This window comes from Micromonospora sp. Llam0 (assembly GCF_003751085.1).
Classification (GTDB): domain Bacteria; phylum Actinomycetota; class Actinomycetes; order Mycobacteriales; family Micromonosporaceae; genus Micromonospora_E.
This window is the reverse complement of record NZ_RJJY01000002.1, coordinates 2,268,018-2,282,094: the sequence shown is the minus strand read 5'-3', so window position 1 is coordinate 2,282,094 and position 14,077 is coordinate 2,268,018. Positions and strand designations below refer to the sequence as shown.

Below are 14,077 nucleotides of genomic sequence, written 5' to 3'. Positions count from 1 at the left end.
AAGCCCGGCCACCAGCGCACACCCGCGCACCCGGGCACGGCCACCAGGGCCGTGCCCGGACCCCCAACCCCAGGAGGTTCGACATGGCACCACCGATCAGCCTGTCCGTCGGTCACGACGGACGGATCCGCACCACACCGCATGCCGTCGCCCTGCTCCATCGGGCACAAGCCGGCGACATCGACGCATTCGCCGCCCTCTACGACGGCTACCGGGACCTGCTACGCCGCTACGTCGGCGTGCGCGTCCGCGACCAGCACGCCGTCGATGACCTGGTCCACGACACGTTCACCGATGCGCTCGCCAGCCTCACCACCGCCGACGACGACGTGGTCGGCTGGCTGCTGCGCCTGGCCGGCCGCGCCTGCACCAGGCACTCGTGGGGGATGCGCCGATACCGCCGCGCCGCCCACGAACTCCACCAAGCGCCACCCGCCACGCCCGTCACTCGATCGGACACGCCGCGAATGGTGCTGGTGGCCGCGCTGCTCGCCGCCGCGCCGTTGACCCTCGCCCAACGCCAGGCGGTCGAGCTGCGTCTGGCCGGTCACCCGCGCGACGTTGCCGCCACCGAGATGGGCCGCAGCCGGGACGCGGTACGCGGCCTGGAACGCCGCGCTATTCGCCGGATCCGCATGGTGATCGATGTAGCCGGTGCCGTATGACCGGCACGCGCAGCCCGGAGGGGCATGGGGCGGCGCCGCCGTCCGGCATGGCACAAGACGACCGAACGGAACTGCACCGGCTGTGTGTATTCGAGCTCGACTTGACATGCGGGCACTGCCTCACCGTCAGCCTCAACGGCTGGTACCCCGTCTCGGTTGCTTGCTGCGACCGGCTCGGCGGCACCTGGCACAAGGGCGTGTTCTACCCGTTCGCCTCGAACGTGGACTTCGTGCGCTGTCTGGAAGAACGCTACGAACACCGGCCGCTGGGCGCGAAGCGGGAGCCGCTGCGGGTGCTGCGGCGCCGGCAGCGCACCGACGACCCGACCGTGCCGGCCCATTCGTGGCAGCGCGGCACCGCCGGACGGTTTCCCGAACGGGTCGGCGGACCCGGACCCCGTTCGTGGGCAGGACACGATCAGGACGAAGGTCAGCCCGGTCGGCACACCTGCCGTATGGGCCATGCGACGGACGGAAGGCATGGCAGATGAACATCAGCGAGTATTCGGCGGCGTCACCGACCGAACGGGCAGCGGCGCGTGCGGCGTGGAGCCGCCGGGCGGACAGCGCCACTCGGCGGCTGCGCCGCATGACCGAGGTGGAGATCGCGAACGCGGTCCGCGCCCGCTTTCCCGAGGCGGTGAAGGTGCGGGCAACCGTGGACGACGGTGACGACGCCTGGTGCATGGCGGTCGGGTTCTACGGTCCGCGCGGCAGGCGGCTGGCCCTGGACAACTACGACCAATACCCCCAGCTCGACCGCACGATCCAGAGGCTGGTCGAGGACGCGTGGGCCGAAGGTGGCAGAGACGCCTGGCCGTACGTCGACAACGACGACGAGGACGACTACCCCCTCAGCTACGCCGTCCGCGAAATCCGGCTACCGCGCTGGAGAACAGCGCCGCCGGGCGACTGACCGCGCGGGAGATGGCGCCGGCCGGGAAAGCCCGGCCGGTCGCCACCGCCGCACGAACGATGCGACAGAAAGAGAGGAGCAGACATGGCCGAGCGATTGGGGCGTGCGATGACCGAGGCAGAGTTACGTGCCGCCGTAGACGACCAGGGGTTCGTTTCGACGATCGTCGGGGTGCCGTTGACTGATCTCATCGAGTGGGAGCTCGACGGCTTCAACGACAACGCCTCGGAGTGGGTGACCGGCTCAATCGTCGGACTGACCGACATCAGCTACGAACCTGTCGGGGTGGACCGGCAAGAGTCGGCGGTGCTGATCGAGGTTACGGGCCACGTCGAGTGGGACCACCTGCCGGGTGCTGAGCCCGGCCGAACAAAGCTGAGCGACGCACGTCGGCGTGCCTGCCGGGCTCCCGCCCGGCAGGCACCGTAAGCCGCAAGGCACGAAAGCACGCCGCCGAGGCGCCGTTACCGGCCATCGTGGTCCACCCCGGCTCCGGCGAGCCCCGCTTCGCGCCTCGATGGCCGTCACCGACCCGGTCGGCCCGCTGGCGCTCAACACGGCCGTCGCGGCTCGGCGTTTGCGTGACTCGACGGCGATCACCTGACCGTGCACGCGGGATACCGATCTTCCTGCATGAAGCGCCGCCACGCGGCCCTCATGCCGCTCGTGGGTTGACCCGCCTCGCCGCGCAGCGACATCCCCATCGGTCGCCCCGCGACCCAGACCCCCACGGCGGGTTGGGGACCTGCGGGTCTCAGCGACGTGCGTGCGACTCGCCGTGAGTCGCCACGGCCTGGGCCCAGCCCTCGGCCGTGTCGCGGGGCGTGGCAGCGACTCGCCGAGGGCCGCCGCGACCTGCTCCCCGTTCATGCGGGGCCACCCGTCACGGCAGCGGCCACCTGGCCGGCTCCGCCGAACTCATCGATGCAAGCCCTATCTGGAGGCACAGCCATGTTTCCCACGTCGCCAGCGATCCTGTGGCCCCGCCACCTCGTCCGGAGGCGGCCGTGCCGGGTTCGATGAACGGGCCCCGTCGTGCTGACGGGCAGGTCGCGCCGTTGCTCGTGTTGCACCTACGGGCCCACCCGGAGCTGGATTTCAGTCCGTATGAGCTGGCCCAGGTGCTGCGGGTGTCTCACGGCACCGCCCGCCGGCATCTGCTGCGACTCGCCGCCACCGGCCAGGTCCGACGCACGACACAGGCACCCGCCCGGTTCCAGATCTCCACCTGACAGCCCTGCCCGCAGCCGCGGGACGCCCACGCCCATACAGGCGCAGCGTCCCGCATCGGGACGCCGCCTGCACTCCCGCAGGAGGAGCAGCCCCATGACCACAACCGTTCGCCGCAGCCAGGCAGGTGCGGCATGAATCTGAGCACCGACCCCGAGCGCAGCCGGGCAGCCGAACGCACCGCCTGGGCGTTCTACATCATCGCCGCGCTCGGGTCCATCATCGGCCAGATCTGGGTCGGTGTGACCGTCCCGCCCTGGCCCGCAGCCCTCGACTGGTGGTGGCGGGCGCTGCTGGTGGCGCCGTTCGCCGGCGTCATCGACCTCGGTGGCGTCGTCACCTCGGCGTTCGCCGACACCCGCCGCCGACAAGGTGAAACCGCCTACGGGTGGCGGATCCTGTCCATCGGCTCGGTCACCACCGGCGTCTGCATCAACATCATCGGCCACGGCGACGTGCCCTACCTCGCCGCCGTGTTCGGCGGCCTGGGCGTGTTCGCCTACACCGTCTGGCTGCTACACGCCAGCGACCGCCGCCGTGACGCCCTGCGCGCCGCCGGGAAACTGGCCGACACCGCGCCGAGCTACTCGCGTACTCAGCGGCGCCGCGAACCCGAGGTCACCCGACGCGCCGAACTCCTCGCCGTCGAACACGGCTACAGCCTGCACGAATCCCTCGTCGTCGCCCGGCATCAGCTACGCGACGAGCGGCGCCGCGTCGCCCTGGCCACCCACGTGGAAGCCCTCATCCGGGCCCGGCACCAGGACCCGGTCCGGGCCGCCATCGCCGCCACCACCCTGGACATCGACGCCATCGCCGCCGAACTGACCGCCCAATCCGACGTCACCGGCTGGGCGAACGCCATCGGCGCGGACCTACGCCCCCCGCAGCCACCCGCGGCCGGCACGGACGACACCGACGGCGACGCCCCGGACACCGGCGGCGTGCCGATGCCCCCCACCGATGTCCTCCGGCGCGTACCCGCCAGCCAGGACGCCTACGACCGGTGGCGCGACCTGTGGGCCGAACTGTCCGCCGACCCCGACATCGACCTGTCCGAGTTCGCGACCCGGCACGGCATCTCCGTCCGACAGACCCAGTGGATCCGCCGCGTCGGCGCCACCGGGCTGCTCAACTCCCCGATCCCACCCGCCGTGCGGCTCGCGCACCTGGCCAACACCAACGGCCACCGCCCGCACGACGACTCACCCGCCTCGTAACACACCGCCGGTCAGGCCCTGAGCCGCAAGCCCCGGGCCGGACCGGCATCGAGGTGGCCCCGCACCACCCGCAGGGGACTCCCAGCCATCCGCCTCGAAGGGAACCGGCCATGAACACCACGACACCCACCCCACACCGGGGCCGGCCATGACGCGCCGCGTCGCGACCGTGCTGGTCACCACCGTCATCGGCGTCGCCTGCCTTTGCGTCGTAGGGCTCATCGGGATCGCCAGCAGCGCTACCGCCTGCGTACCCCGCATCGACCCGTCGCCCAACGCGTCCGCCGCGCCGCCTTCCGCACTCGCCAGCAGCTACAACGCCGAGCAACTCACCAACGCCACCATCATCGTCTCCGTCGGCGCCGGCCGAGGCATCCCCGAACGGGGCCTGGTCATCGCCGTCGCCGTCGCGCTGCAGGAATCCTCCCTGCGCAACCTCGGACACCTGGGCGCGGCCAACGACCACGACTCGCTCGGCCTGTTCCAGCAACGCCCCAGCCAGGGATGGGGAACCCCGGACCAGATCATGGACCCGGTCTACGCGGCCAACGCCTTCTACAGCAAGCTCCTCACCGTCACCGGGTGGGAGCAGATGCCGCTGACACAGGCCGCCCAGTCGGTCCAACGCAGCGCCACCCCCGCCGCATACGCCAAGTGGGAGCCGGACGCCACCGCGCTCGTCGCGCTATCCGCCGGCCTGTACGGCGGCTGCACCGCTGGCGACGGAATGTCCGGCAGCAGCGAAGCCCTACCCGACGACTTCACCCTCCCACCCGACACGCCACTGCCGGTCGCCATCGCGATCTGGTGGGCGCTGCAACAACTCGGCACCCCGTACGCGTTCGGCGGCGACTGCACCGATGCGCACTCCGGCAACCCCGCCCACCAATGCGACTGCTCCAGCCTCATTCAACAGGCCTACCGGACCGGCGGAATCAGCCTGCCGCGCGTCACCGACGACCAACAGCACGCGGGCACGCCCATCGCCAGCCTCATCCAGGCACGACCCGGTGACATGATCTTCATTCCCGGCAGCAACGGCACCATGAGCGACCCCGGCCACGTCGGCCTCTACATCGGACACGGCCTTGTCGTACAGGCTCCGCACACCGGAGACGTGGTGAAACTGACTAAGGCATCTGCCTGGGCCGGCCAGATCGCCACCATCCGCCGAATCGTTAAAGGGGATTAATTGCATCAGATGCAACACTCGGCACTGCGCGGATAAGGCCGTGGCCTCGACAAATGTAGTACACCGCCCTCGGGTCTTCCCTGGTTGCTCTCAGTTCGCTAGCCTGATGGCCCGTTTGTTGCGTCTGATGCAATCGGGTGGAGGTGGCGTGCGGAGCGTGGATCTTGCCGGTGCGGTGCACCTGGTGCTGGCCGACGGCGTGGCCTACCTCGATCCAGCGCCAGGTTCCGCAGCACACGCCTTCCTACGCGATTTCCCGCTATGAAGGCCGTGCGCATCCCGACAACTGGACTGATTGAGGCTGAGCTCAGCCACCTCAACTCATTGACGTCTACGAGCGGTCACCACGGTACGTCCTTGATCGCGCGACTAAATAGGTCCGCCATCTGCCCGGAGTTCGCCCGATCTTCAGCCAGCTGATGCTCGATCTCGGCGAAGTCGTACAGCCCAAGCGTGGATAGTGAGAACGGATCGATGAGTACGCCAGGCTTCGGATCGTACGTGGAGTAGCGGGCCGAGTACTTGCCGATAGTGAGGGCAATGACCTGACGCGCACCCGCCGACACGAGGAGGTTCCGCGCCCATTCAAGTGAGGACCCCGTCGTGGTGAAGTCGTCGAAGACGATCACCGTCTTGTCCCTCACCTTGCCGCGGTAGCCCGCGCCGAGGTGAACGGTCTGAACCTGGTTCACGATCGAAACTGGCGACGGCCGTCCAGCCCTCCTCGCATTTACTCGCGCCAGGCTGGTATCCGGTGCCTCGACAGCTCGAACGAGGAGGTCGTCCTTGTAATACCCGTGCACCATGGAGGCAGCGGGCTTGACAAACTGTTCGAGCTCCTCACTCAGCCTGCCAACCTTGCTGCTCGGGTAGACGCAAAACAGGGCACCCTTTGGGAGCATCCCCTCGACGTAGAGGCTGGAGATCGCGTGCAGAGTGAGCATGTCACTGGCGCGAGACTCGCCGACACCGATGGCCCTGTGATAGGTGAAAACCTCCTGCAGGGTGAAGGATCCCTTAGGCGGGTCGGCCGGCAGTGTGGCACCCGCGGGCAGTACGCAGCGCAGCGACAGTTTGCGGCCTGGATCGTCGTAACTGAAAGAGAAACGGGGTTCCTGCATCAGGAACTGTGATGCATAAAACGCAATGTCCCGCGGCGACTCGATGACAAGGCATGTTTCAGGGATTGGCCCGAGCCACTGGGCATGAAGGAAGAAGACGCCAGAGTTGATCGCGGTTCGCCAGTCCAGCCTTGTGCCGCCCACGTACAGCAGGCGATGGTTTTCGACGCCCAAACCAGATGCGACCACATCGATCCAAAGGTGTGAGCCCCGGTTCTTTCGCCCGGGAACGTCGGCCTGCTGGACATGCAGGTCCGGCTCTGGGTACCCATGCTGAATGCAGAGTCCCTTGACGTTCATAGGATCAGTGGTCAGGATGCAGATCCGCAATCCGCAATCCCTGGCCCACGCCAGGACGACCTGCATCTCTGCGGTCACGGCCGGCCCGCGGTGGAAGAGCGTCTTATAGTCAAAGACGATCGCCTTGAGCGTCATGAGCTTTCCTCGATAAGTCGCGTCAGCCGGGTAATCAGCTGCTCAAGGTCTGAACGGGGGATGTCGCGGAGCCTTACCTCGCGATCCAGTAGGTGCTCCACGAGTTTGAGTCCATTCGTGGGCTTTCCCACTTGGTTGCAGAGCGCACGGAACAGGCGGTCCAGGTGACGTCGCCCGGAGTCGTCGAAGATCTTCACCACTTCACCGGCGTCTTGCTCGGCGACTAGCTTCGCCAGATTGCGGGCTCCTTCGAATTGAAGGCCCACCGTCGGTCGCCCGTATTTTGCCGCGAAGCGGACCGTGTGGGCGGTGCCGCCACTGGCAGTGCCGTCTGCCGCGACCACGATGTTCGACAATCCTGCCTGAAGCCGGTTCCGCGCGACGAAGTAGTGCTTCTTGTAGTGGTCGTCGGGCAGATATTCGCTAACGACTGCGCCGCCGGACGCGATGATTCGTTGGCGAATCTCGCTGGTCTCCGAGGGGAAGATGACGTTGATGCCGTGGCCGAGAAAGGCGACGTTGGTCACGCTGTCGCGGAGAGCAAATCGGTGGGCGGCGGCATCGATGCCGTTGGCGAGCCCGGAAACGAGGGTGATCGGGTATGCCGCCATAGTCCGGGCGACTGCTTCGGTGGCTTTCACCCCAAGCAGTGACGGTTCGCGGGTTCCGACGACGGCGACATAGGGGCCGTCGTCGAGGACCTCGGCGCGTCCTTGGACGAACAGCCAGCGTGGTCCATCCGGTAGAGCGCGAAGCCGTGGAGGGATCTCCCCTGGCCCGAGCAGAATGACCGCGCGCTCGGTCAGGCGGTCGAATTCCCGACAACCTGCCGTGATGAGGTCTTTTCGGTCTTCGGCCAGGGCGTCGGCGACACGATGGGCGCTGGGGATCTTGACGGCTTGTAGCATGGTGAGTGCACGGGCGTGGTCGTCTTCGAGCAGTAGCCCGATGTCGCGGCCGAGATGGTCTACTAGGTCAGCGAGCCCCTTGTGTCCCAGCCGGTGAACCTTGGCGAGCGCCAGTAGCGATGGACCGAAGGGCATCTTGGCCGCGGGGTGGCGCAACTCCGTGTTGCTGCCGGCTTCCACACCGGGCAGCGTCTCCTGGGACACCGTTTCCCCGTCCAGCTGGGTGTTGTCTGGCACCCTGCGTGTTCCGTTCCCGTGGCGGCCGACTCTGTTTCGTGCGTGGTCTCAGCCTACGCGCCGGAGATCCCGACCTCGCGATCGGCTGTACTGACGGCGTCCTTGAGGTTGGGCTCAGGCCACGTCGGCGGCCAGTCGCCGGTCTGATCTCCGGCACCGCCCCGAGAGATCACCGCCAAGATCTTCGACCACTTGATCTCGAACTGACGACCATGAGCCGACCTCAGCCGGGCTCCGCCGACCCGCTTGATGACCAGCGAATAGTGCGCGGTTCGAATATCGGTACTCCACCAGTTTCCTGACGGACGGGACGGGACGGGACGGGTGGATTTCACAACATCGGTCGGCACCATCTTGCGACCACGGCCGATGCCGGCCACGAGTGGAAGCGGAGCAGGTGACGGTGTCCCGGCCGACCGTCCTCGATTGGACCATCCCAGGGGTTGCTGAGCATCGGTTTCGATGGCATCGCGGCCCAGCTGCGGCGCGGGTTCGGTGGCCATCTCCTGGACGGCCGCCGCGTGCCGCTGCCGAGCCTCGGGCAGGTCGTTGTGCCCCACGCTGTCACTCCTTCACCCGCCGCCGTGCCTGACCCGCCACACCCAACGGCACCCTCATCAATGTCGCGCGGCTGCCATCGTCCCACGCTCTCGCGCTGCCGGTGGCACACGACGCGTGCGCCGAGACGGGTTGCGAGCTGTCATGCCGACGAGTTGCCGCGCGGTACCCCGTCCGGAGAGCTGTAGCCGGTTCACCCGCGCGACGGCGACCTGCCGCGTCCGATCCGCGTCGGCTGACGCGCCCCGACCTTTCCAGCTACATCAATCCAACCATTCGGTCACGACCGCATTGCCGGCCGGTCCTTGATCCCTCGTCGAGCTTGGGCCGGCCGTTCACGTCCAGTCCAGAAGGAGAGATAGCGATGTCCAGAGGCCATGTCCGGCCTGCACAACAGCAACCGGAATGCCGGCCGCGTGGCGACCTGACGCCCCTGCCCGAGCAGCGGTATGTCTGCCGCTGCGGCGAGGAACTACGGCTGGTCCGAGCGAGTGCCGAGATCAACGACTGGGCCCACGAAACCCTGTCGGGGCAGCGCTACCGCGACGACCGGTCCGCGTTGCTGCGTGAGGATCCCGCCCGCTGGTGGGCACAACTGCGCCAGCGCATGGCAGCCGGTGACATGCGCGCGGCCCAGCTCTACAGCACGCTCACGGCCGCCGAGGACCTCGGTTGGGGCCCGGGGTGGCACTACCACCGCCCGGAGAAGACGCTGACCGGTCCACCCGAGCAGCCGCCGCCGGTCTGCTGCGGACGGCCGATGTGGGCCAGCCCGGACGGGTGGGCCTGCCGCGTCACCCTCCGCGTCTTCCCCTACACGCCCACCACCGGCTGACCCGCCGTGGCGCCCACCCGTGCCGTACCCCGCGCGGGTCGTTGCTCGCCGCAACCCTGTTTCCGCCCCCTGGCCCGGTGCTCTCCAGGTCCGGCTCATCCGAACCTCGGAACCTGATCGGCCGCCTGCCGCCTCGCGGGTCGATCCCGCGCGGGTTCCGCAGGTCGACAACGGGATCCCGAGATCAGATCACAGGAGGAATCCCGTGCACAACACCCCAGCGTTGACCTTCGACTCTGCCGCGGCGCGGGCCTGGTTGCACCAGCCCGTCAACGACGGTCTGACCCGCGCCGAAGCCCTCGGCGTGCAGGACGAACTGTTCGTCCGGGTCCAGGAGCAGTTCCTGTCGACCGTGAGCGATGTCCTGGCCGCCGGCCCGGACGGACTGCAGCGCCGCCCGGACGTCACCGACATCCTGCTCTGGCTCATCCCCGACGACGAGATCTTGGACCAGGGGGCGATCATCACCGTCGACCTGGCCAACGGTGTCCGGCTGGCCAGCCCGCACCAGGACCTCAAAGACTTCGCCGACCGCGACCAGCACGGCATCAACGCCGTGCTGGCCGCGCTGACCCACATCACCCACCAGGTACAACACCTGGTGGATACCTACGCCCGTTCCGAAACTCGGCAATCCGCGCACGCGGCGGGCGTCACGACGACCACCGCTGGTACGCCACCACCACCGCCGCAGGTGCCCGTGTTCAGCGAGCGGCAGGTATCCGAGGCTCTGATCGCGGCGGCCGACGACATCCTCGCCGCCGTCGAGGCCGGCCCGGAGGGCTTGCGCGACAGCATCAACCTGACCGTGAACGCCGCGATGTCCTACCTGACCGGCCAGGCCACCGACCTTCACGACGTTGTCGCAGCCAACTACAGCGAGGACTACCCGACAGTGTTGGGTTGGGTCGAGGCGGCAGCATGATGCGCCGGTGCAACGAGCCGGGCGACCAGCATCGCCCGGTAGTGACGCCTGGCGAGAGCGTCGCGGCGCTGCGGGGAGGTGCCTGATGGCCCGCCGCCCGGCCCGCCACGTTGTCGAGGTCAACGAAGCCGCAGTGTTTGCCACCGGCCGCGGCGCCGACTGGTGGGCATGGTTCCTCATCGCACACCACGGCACCGGCCGAATCCGCGAGGTAGCGGTGAGCATCGGCGGCGCCATCTGTCACGTCGCCTGCGACAGCCGCGAACACGCCACCCAGCTGGCCGAATCCATGATCACCCAGCACGGCCTTCCCCGAGCGGCGGTCAAGGCCAAGACGGTGCCGCACCGTCACGACCGCTGACACCGGCCACGAAACGACGCGGCGAGGACTGAACCCCACGCCGCAGACGCCAACCTGACCCCCCCTTCATGGGCGCTGGCACCGCTGCCGACCGGTGAGGGCCGCGCAGCCGCCGCGACGCCCATCCACAGAGGATGGAGAAACCAGTGGCCACCGCATCACAGCGGCCCCAACCCACGACCACCCAACCACCTGTACCTACGCGGCACGCCGACACCGACGCGCTGGTCGCCTCGGTCACCGCAGAGGTCGCGGAGATCTTCGACATGATGGACTGGGCCGAGGACGAAATCGCGAAGGCAACGCACCGTCACCCTGACCAGGCCGACGCCATCTATCACGCGTTCAGCCTTATCCGTCGCGGTCATTTCGGGCTGGAGATGCCCAGCGACTTCGTGTACCGGTCGCACGCCGCCGAGCTACTGGAGCGCATTGCCGCCGGCGCCGACACGACAGTCGCGACGGCGGCCGAATTGTGCCTGGTCTGCGCGGAGACGAGCCAGCTGGCACCCATGCACGGCGCCGCAGCCGGGCTCTACTTCCGCCTGTGGCGCACCGCGTTCCCCGACCATCCGTGCACCCCAGAGCTGGTCGACCAACAGGTGCCCTACGAGATGCTGCACGGCTCCCGCATCGACGAACTCGAACAGGTCCTGCGCCATAAGTTTACGGACCCGCACCGGCGGCTGATCGACATCGACTGCTCCGGCACGCACCACGGCCGGCCCGTCACCTGCCGCTTCGCCACAGCACCGGCCGAGGCTGACCGACGCCCTGCCAGGCGATCGCGCCGCCGAACCAGCACCGCGCCGTCTGCGGCAGCGGCCAGCCCGCCGGCAACACAGGACAACGTCGTGCCGGACGCCGCAGCGTAGCCGCCTGCCGTCCTGACCAGGTCGGCGTGAGCCGACCACCACTGAACCGCTTCTCACCGGTCCAAGGCCATCCGTGGCCCCGGACCGCGGTCCCACCTCGTGCCTACGGGCCGGCTGGGACTGCGGTCCCAGCCTGTCCGCCGCCACGTGGCGGAGACAGGGAGGGCCACCATGGCCATGACAGCCGAGGAACGCGAGGCGTTCCTCGAACGGACCAAGTCCGAGTTCGACGCCCGGCTGGCGCGCCTCGCTGCTGACCCCAGCGAGTGGGTCACCTTCATCGAGGAAGCGGCCGTCTTCGGCGCCCACTACAGCCTGCACAACCAGTTCCTGCTCATGCTCCAAGCCGCCGAGCGGAACATGACGCCGCGCTACTTCCTGCCCTACGGAAACAAGCAGGGCACCTCCGGATGGAAGGCCGTCAACCGGCACGTCCGCGAGGGCGAGACCGGCTTCCTCATCTGGGCACCCGTGAAACGCCGCCCTACCGAGGAGCAGGCCCGCGAGTGGGAGGCCGCCGGCCGCACAGTCCGACGCGACCTGGACGGCCGCCCCTCGATCCAGATCGTCGGATTTCGGCCCACGACCACCTTCGACATCAGCCAGACCGACGGTGAACCGTTCGAGGTGCCCACCGTGCAGCGCCGCCGCCAGATGAGAGTCGCCGGTGGGCGAACCGCGCAATTGCTCACCGGCGACGACCCTACCGGCGCCTACGACGACGTCGTCGGGCTGATCAAGCAGGCTGGGTACGACTTCGCGCTCGCACCCCCGGGCAGCCCGCACCTGGGCCGCGCGAACGGCGTCACCGTCAAGGGACCCGGCATCCAGGAGGTTCGGGTACGCGACGACGTCAGCGGCGCGCAGCGGCTCAAAACCACGGTTCATGAGCTGGCCCACATCCGGTGCGGACACCTCGACAACCTCGACCAGCAGGAACACCTACACCGCGGCCGGCGCGAGACCGAAGCTGAGAGCGTCGCTCACTTGGTGTGCCGCGCGCTCGGCCTCGATACCCAGGCGTACTCCGACACCTACGTCCTCGGCTGGGCCGACGGAGACCTCGTGCTCATCGAGAAGTGCGCCGAGACCGTGCTGCGGATCGCCAAGCAGATCCTCAGTGACCTCACCGCCGTCCCGGACGCCGCCGAACCGGCACCGGATCCGCACGCCGGTGCCACGCCGGCGCGCAGTACCCGCCGCGGGCAGAGGAGAAGGGCGACGACGGCCCGCCCCGCAGCCCGCCGCGCCTCCTGAAACAAAGGTGTTGCCGGCACCCGGCGCCGGTCTGACATCCCCGCTCATCACGCCTCCTGACCGCACCCGTGCGGGTCCGGAAGACCGCAACCACGCCCACCTACCCCCAAGACGGGGCACGCACCCACCAGGGTCTGCTGCCCGCGTCGAGGGCGGTGGACCCTGGCGTTGGGCGGCGCGTCCTTGCGTACGTGCAAGGAGACGCGGCCGAATGCCAACGGCTTTCTCACATCCATGCCCTCACGAGCGACCCAGCGAACCGTCACCAGTCTTGCAACCGCCGTCGTCGCTGACGGCGGCGGCTGGCCGCATTGGCAAACCACATGCTGCCCCGGACATGATCCATGTGGGCGGCGCCAGCCGGCGCCGGATGACAACGTCATGGACGTGCACACGGCGCGACAAGGTATCTACTTTTGTATCCACTGCAACTACTCACCGTCGCCGTCTGGTAACCCTGGCGTGGTCGGGTGGGGTCGTTGGTTTGATTCGCGAAATGCGGCAACTCGTTCCTCTTCGAGCTGTACGACATCCGGGTATCGCCACAGCTTGTCCAGCCGGCTGATGGCTCCCGGAAAGCGTTGCGTGGACTGGCGGATTCACCAGCGGTGGAGCGCACACACGACTTTGCCGAGGATGACCGCCTGATCTGCGGGAATCACTGGATAGTGCGGGTTGTGGGGGACGAGTTCGGTCCTGCCATCATGGGTTCGATACTGCTTGACAGTCGCTTCGCCGTCGATCATGGCGGCGACGATGTCGCCGTTGTCGGCTACCGCTTGCTGGCGAACCACGATGACGTCTCCATCAGCGATTCCTGCGCCGACCATCGAGTCGCCTTGCACTCGCAATGCGAATAGCGTGCCTCGGCCGACGAGGTCGACCGGCAGGGACAGAACCTCCTCGACACACTCCTCGGCATGGATCGGCGCGCCAGCGGCAATGGCTCCCAGTAGCGGAATCCTCGTTCCGTGTCGTGCCTCAAACTCGCGCGACGGATCGCGGCCAGTCATCGAGCGGGCGTCGACCGCCCGCGGTCCGCCTGGAGTCCGACGGATCAGGCGGTGCCGTTCGAGTGCCTTCAGGTGGTGGGCCACCGATGACGGTGAACCGAGACCGACGGCCGCGCCGATCTCCCGTACAGTCGGCGGATAGCCATGCTGTACGACCCATTGACGAATCATTGTGAGGATCTGTCGCTGCCGCGGCGTCAACCAGGGTGGGTCGGGTGAGGCGTCGGGGGCGGTCACACACGTACGGTAGCCTAAAGTTGGATCATATGTTCGAACCGGCGGTGTGTGGCTCTTCTGCGTTGGCCGGTGGGGGCGACGGTGGGGGCCAA

At 68.1% G+C, this 14,077-nt stretch carries 16 protein-coding genes; 12 read left to right on the top strand and 4 right to left on the bottom strand.

Going from position 1 to position 14,077, the window contains the following annotated elements; translation table 11 throughout:
- Nucleotides 1-83: 83 nt before the first annotated feature.
- The 7 genes from EDC02_RS37660 (at nucleotide 84) to EDC02_RS37630 (ending at nucleotide 5,223) form a co-directional block, all read left to right on the top strand.
- Nucleotides 84-665 carry an RNA polymerase sigma factor gene (locus EDC02_RS37660; RefSeq protein ID WP_123606844.1) on the top strand — a complete coding sequence of 194 codons (582 nt, stop codon included), beginning with the start codon at nucleotides 84-86 and terminating at the stop codon, nucleotides 663-665.
- Entirely contained in the window at nucleotides 662-1,156 is a 495-nt protein-coding gene (locus EDC02_RS37655) for a hypothetical protein (protein WP_123606843.1), read from the top strand. Before EDC02_RS37660 ends, EDC02_RS37655 begins: the two co-directional genes overlap by 4 nt.
- Nucleotides 1,153-1,581, top strand: coding sequence for a hypothetical protein (locus tag EDC02_RS37650; protein WP_123606842.1), 429 nt, complete (start codon nucleotides 1,153-1,155; stop codon nucleotides 1,579-1,581). Before EDC02_RS37655 ends, EDC02_RS37650 begins: the two co-directional genes overlap by 4 nt.
- An 84-nt stretch (nucleotides 1,582-1,665) precedes the next feature.
- Nucleotides 1,666-2,010, top strand: a complete 345-nt coding sequence (locus tag EDC02_RS37645; protein WP_123606841.1) for a hypothetical protein — start codon at nucleotides 1,666-1,668, stop codon at nucleotides 2,008-2,010.
- Between the two features lie 578 nt (nucleotides 2,011-2,588).
- Nucleotides 2,589-2,813 carry a hypothetical protein gene (locus EDC02_RS37640; RefSeq protein WP_148083801.1) on the top strand — a complete coding sequence of 75 codons (225 nt, stop codon included), beginning with the start codon at nucleotides 2,589-2,591 and terminating at the stop codon, nucleotides 2,811-2,813.
- Nucleotides 2,814-2,945: 132 nt separating this feature from the next.
- Nucleotides 2,946-4,031 carry a hypothetical protein gene (locus EDC02_RS37635; protein WP_123606839.1) on the top strand — a complete coding sequence of 362 codons (1,086 nt, stop codon included), beginning with the start codon at nucleotides 2,946-2,948 and terminating at the stop codon, nucleotides 4,029-4,031.
- A gap of 148 nt (nucleotides 4,032-4,179) precedes the next feature.
- On the top strand, nucleotides 4,180-5,223 hold the full coding sequence (locus tag EDC02_RS37630; RefSeq protein WP_123606838.1) for an NlpC/P60 family protein: 1,044 nt from the start codon (nucleotides 4,180-4,182) through the stop codon (nucleotides 5,221-5,223).
- 341 nt (nucleotides 5,224-5,564) lie between these two features.
- Here EDC02_RS37630 and EDC02_RS37625 read toward each other — a convergent pair whose 3' ends face one another.
- Genes EDC02_RS37625 through EDC02_RS39975 form a run of 3 tightly spaced genes read right to left on the bottom strand, consistent with a single transcriptional unit; the run spans nucleotide 5,565 to nucleotide 8,484 of the window.
- Nucleotides 5,565-6,779 carry a hypothetical protein gene (locus EDC02_RS37625; protein WP_123606837.1) on the bottom strand — a complete coding sequence of 405 codons (1,215 nt, stop codon included), beginning with the start codon at nucleotides 6,777-6,779 and terminating at the stop codon, nucleotides 5,565-5,567.
- The gene (locus EDC02_RS37620; protein ID WP_123606836.1) at nucleotides 6,776-7,924 is read right to left on the bottom strand and encodes a DNA-processing protein DprA; all 1,149 of its coding nucleotides are present in this window, start codon (nucleotides 7,922-7,924) and stop codon (nucleotides 6,776-6,778) included. The genes EDC02_RS37625 and EDC02_RS37620 overlap by 4 nt, the downstream gene beginning before the upstream one ends.
- Nucleotides 7,925-7,977: 53 nt before the next feature.
- Entirely contained in the window at nucleotides 7,978-8,484 is a 507-nt protein-coding gene (locus EDC02_RS39975) for a hypothetical protein (protein WP_148083800.1), read from the bottom strand.
- Between the two features lie 362 nt (nucleotides 8,485-8,846).
- Here EDC02_RS39975 and EDC02_RS37610 point away from each other — a divergent pair, with 362 nt between their 5' ends.
- The 5 genes from EDC02_RS37610 (at nucleotide 8,847) to EDC02_RS37590 (ending at nucleotide 12,735) form a co-directional block, all read left to right on the top strand.
- Nucleotides 8,847-9,317, top strand: coding sequence for a hypothetical protein (locus tag EDC02_RS37610; RefSeq protein ID WP_123606834.1), 471 nt, complete (start codon nucleotides 8,847-8,849; stop codon nucleotides 9,315-9,317).
- A 205-nt stretch (nucleotides 9,318-9,522) separates the two neighbouring features.
- A complete protein-coding gene (locus EDC02_RS37605; protein ID WP_123606833.1) occupies nucleotides 9,523-10,242 on the top strand; it encodes a hypothetical protein in 720 nt (239 codons plus the stop codon).
- An 85-nt stretch (nucleotides 10,243-10,327) separates the two neighbouring features.
- Nucleotides 10,328-10,603 (top strand): hypothetical protein, encoded by a 276-nt coding sequence (locus EDC02_RS37600; protein ID WP_123606832.1) that lies wholly within the window; start codon nucleotides 10,328-10,330, stop codon nucleotides 10,601-10,603.
- 266 nt (nucleotides 10,604-10,869) lie between these two features.
- On the top strand, nucleotides 10,870-11,478 hold the full coding sequence (locus EDC02_RS37595) for a hypothetical protein (protein ID WP_148083799.1): 609 nt from the start codon (nucleotides 10,870-10,872) through the stop codon (nucleotides 11,476-11,478).
- A 171-nt stretch (nucleotides 11,479-11,649) separates the two neighbouring features.
- Nucleotides 11,650-12,735: an ArdC family protein gene (locus EDC02_RS37590; protein ID WP_123606830.1), complete on the top strand. Its 1,086-nt coding sequence runs from the start codon at nucleotides 11,650-11,652 to the stop codon at nucleotides 12,733-12,735.
- Between the two features lie 599 nt (nucleotides 12,736-13,334).
- Here EDC02_RS37590 and lexA read toward each other — a convergent pair.
- Nucleotides 13,335-13,985, bottom strand: coding sequence for a transcriptional repressor LexA (gene lexA, locus EDC02_RS37585; protein ID WP_123606829.1), 651 nt, complete (start codon nucleotides 13,983-13,985; stop codon nucleotides 13,335-13,337).
- Between the last annotated feature and the right edge of the window lie 92 nt (nucleotides 13,986-14,077).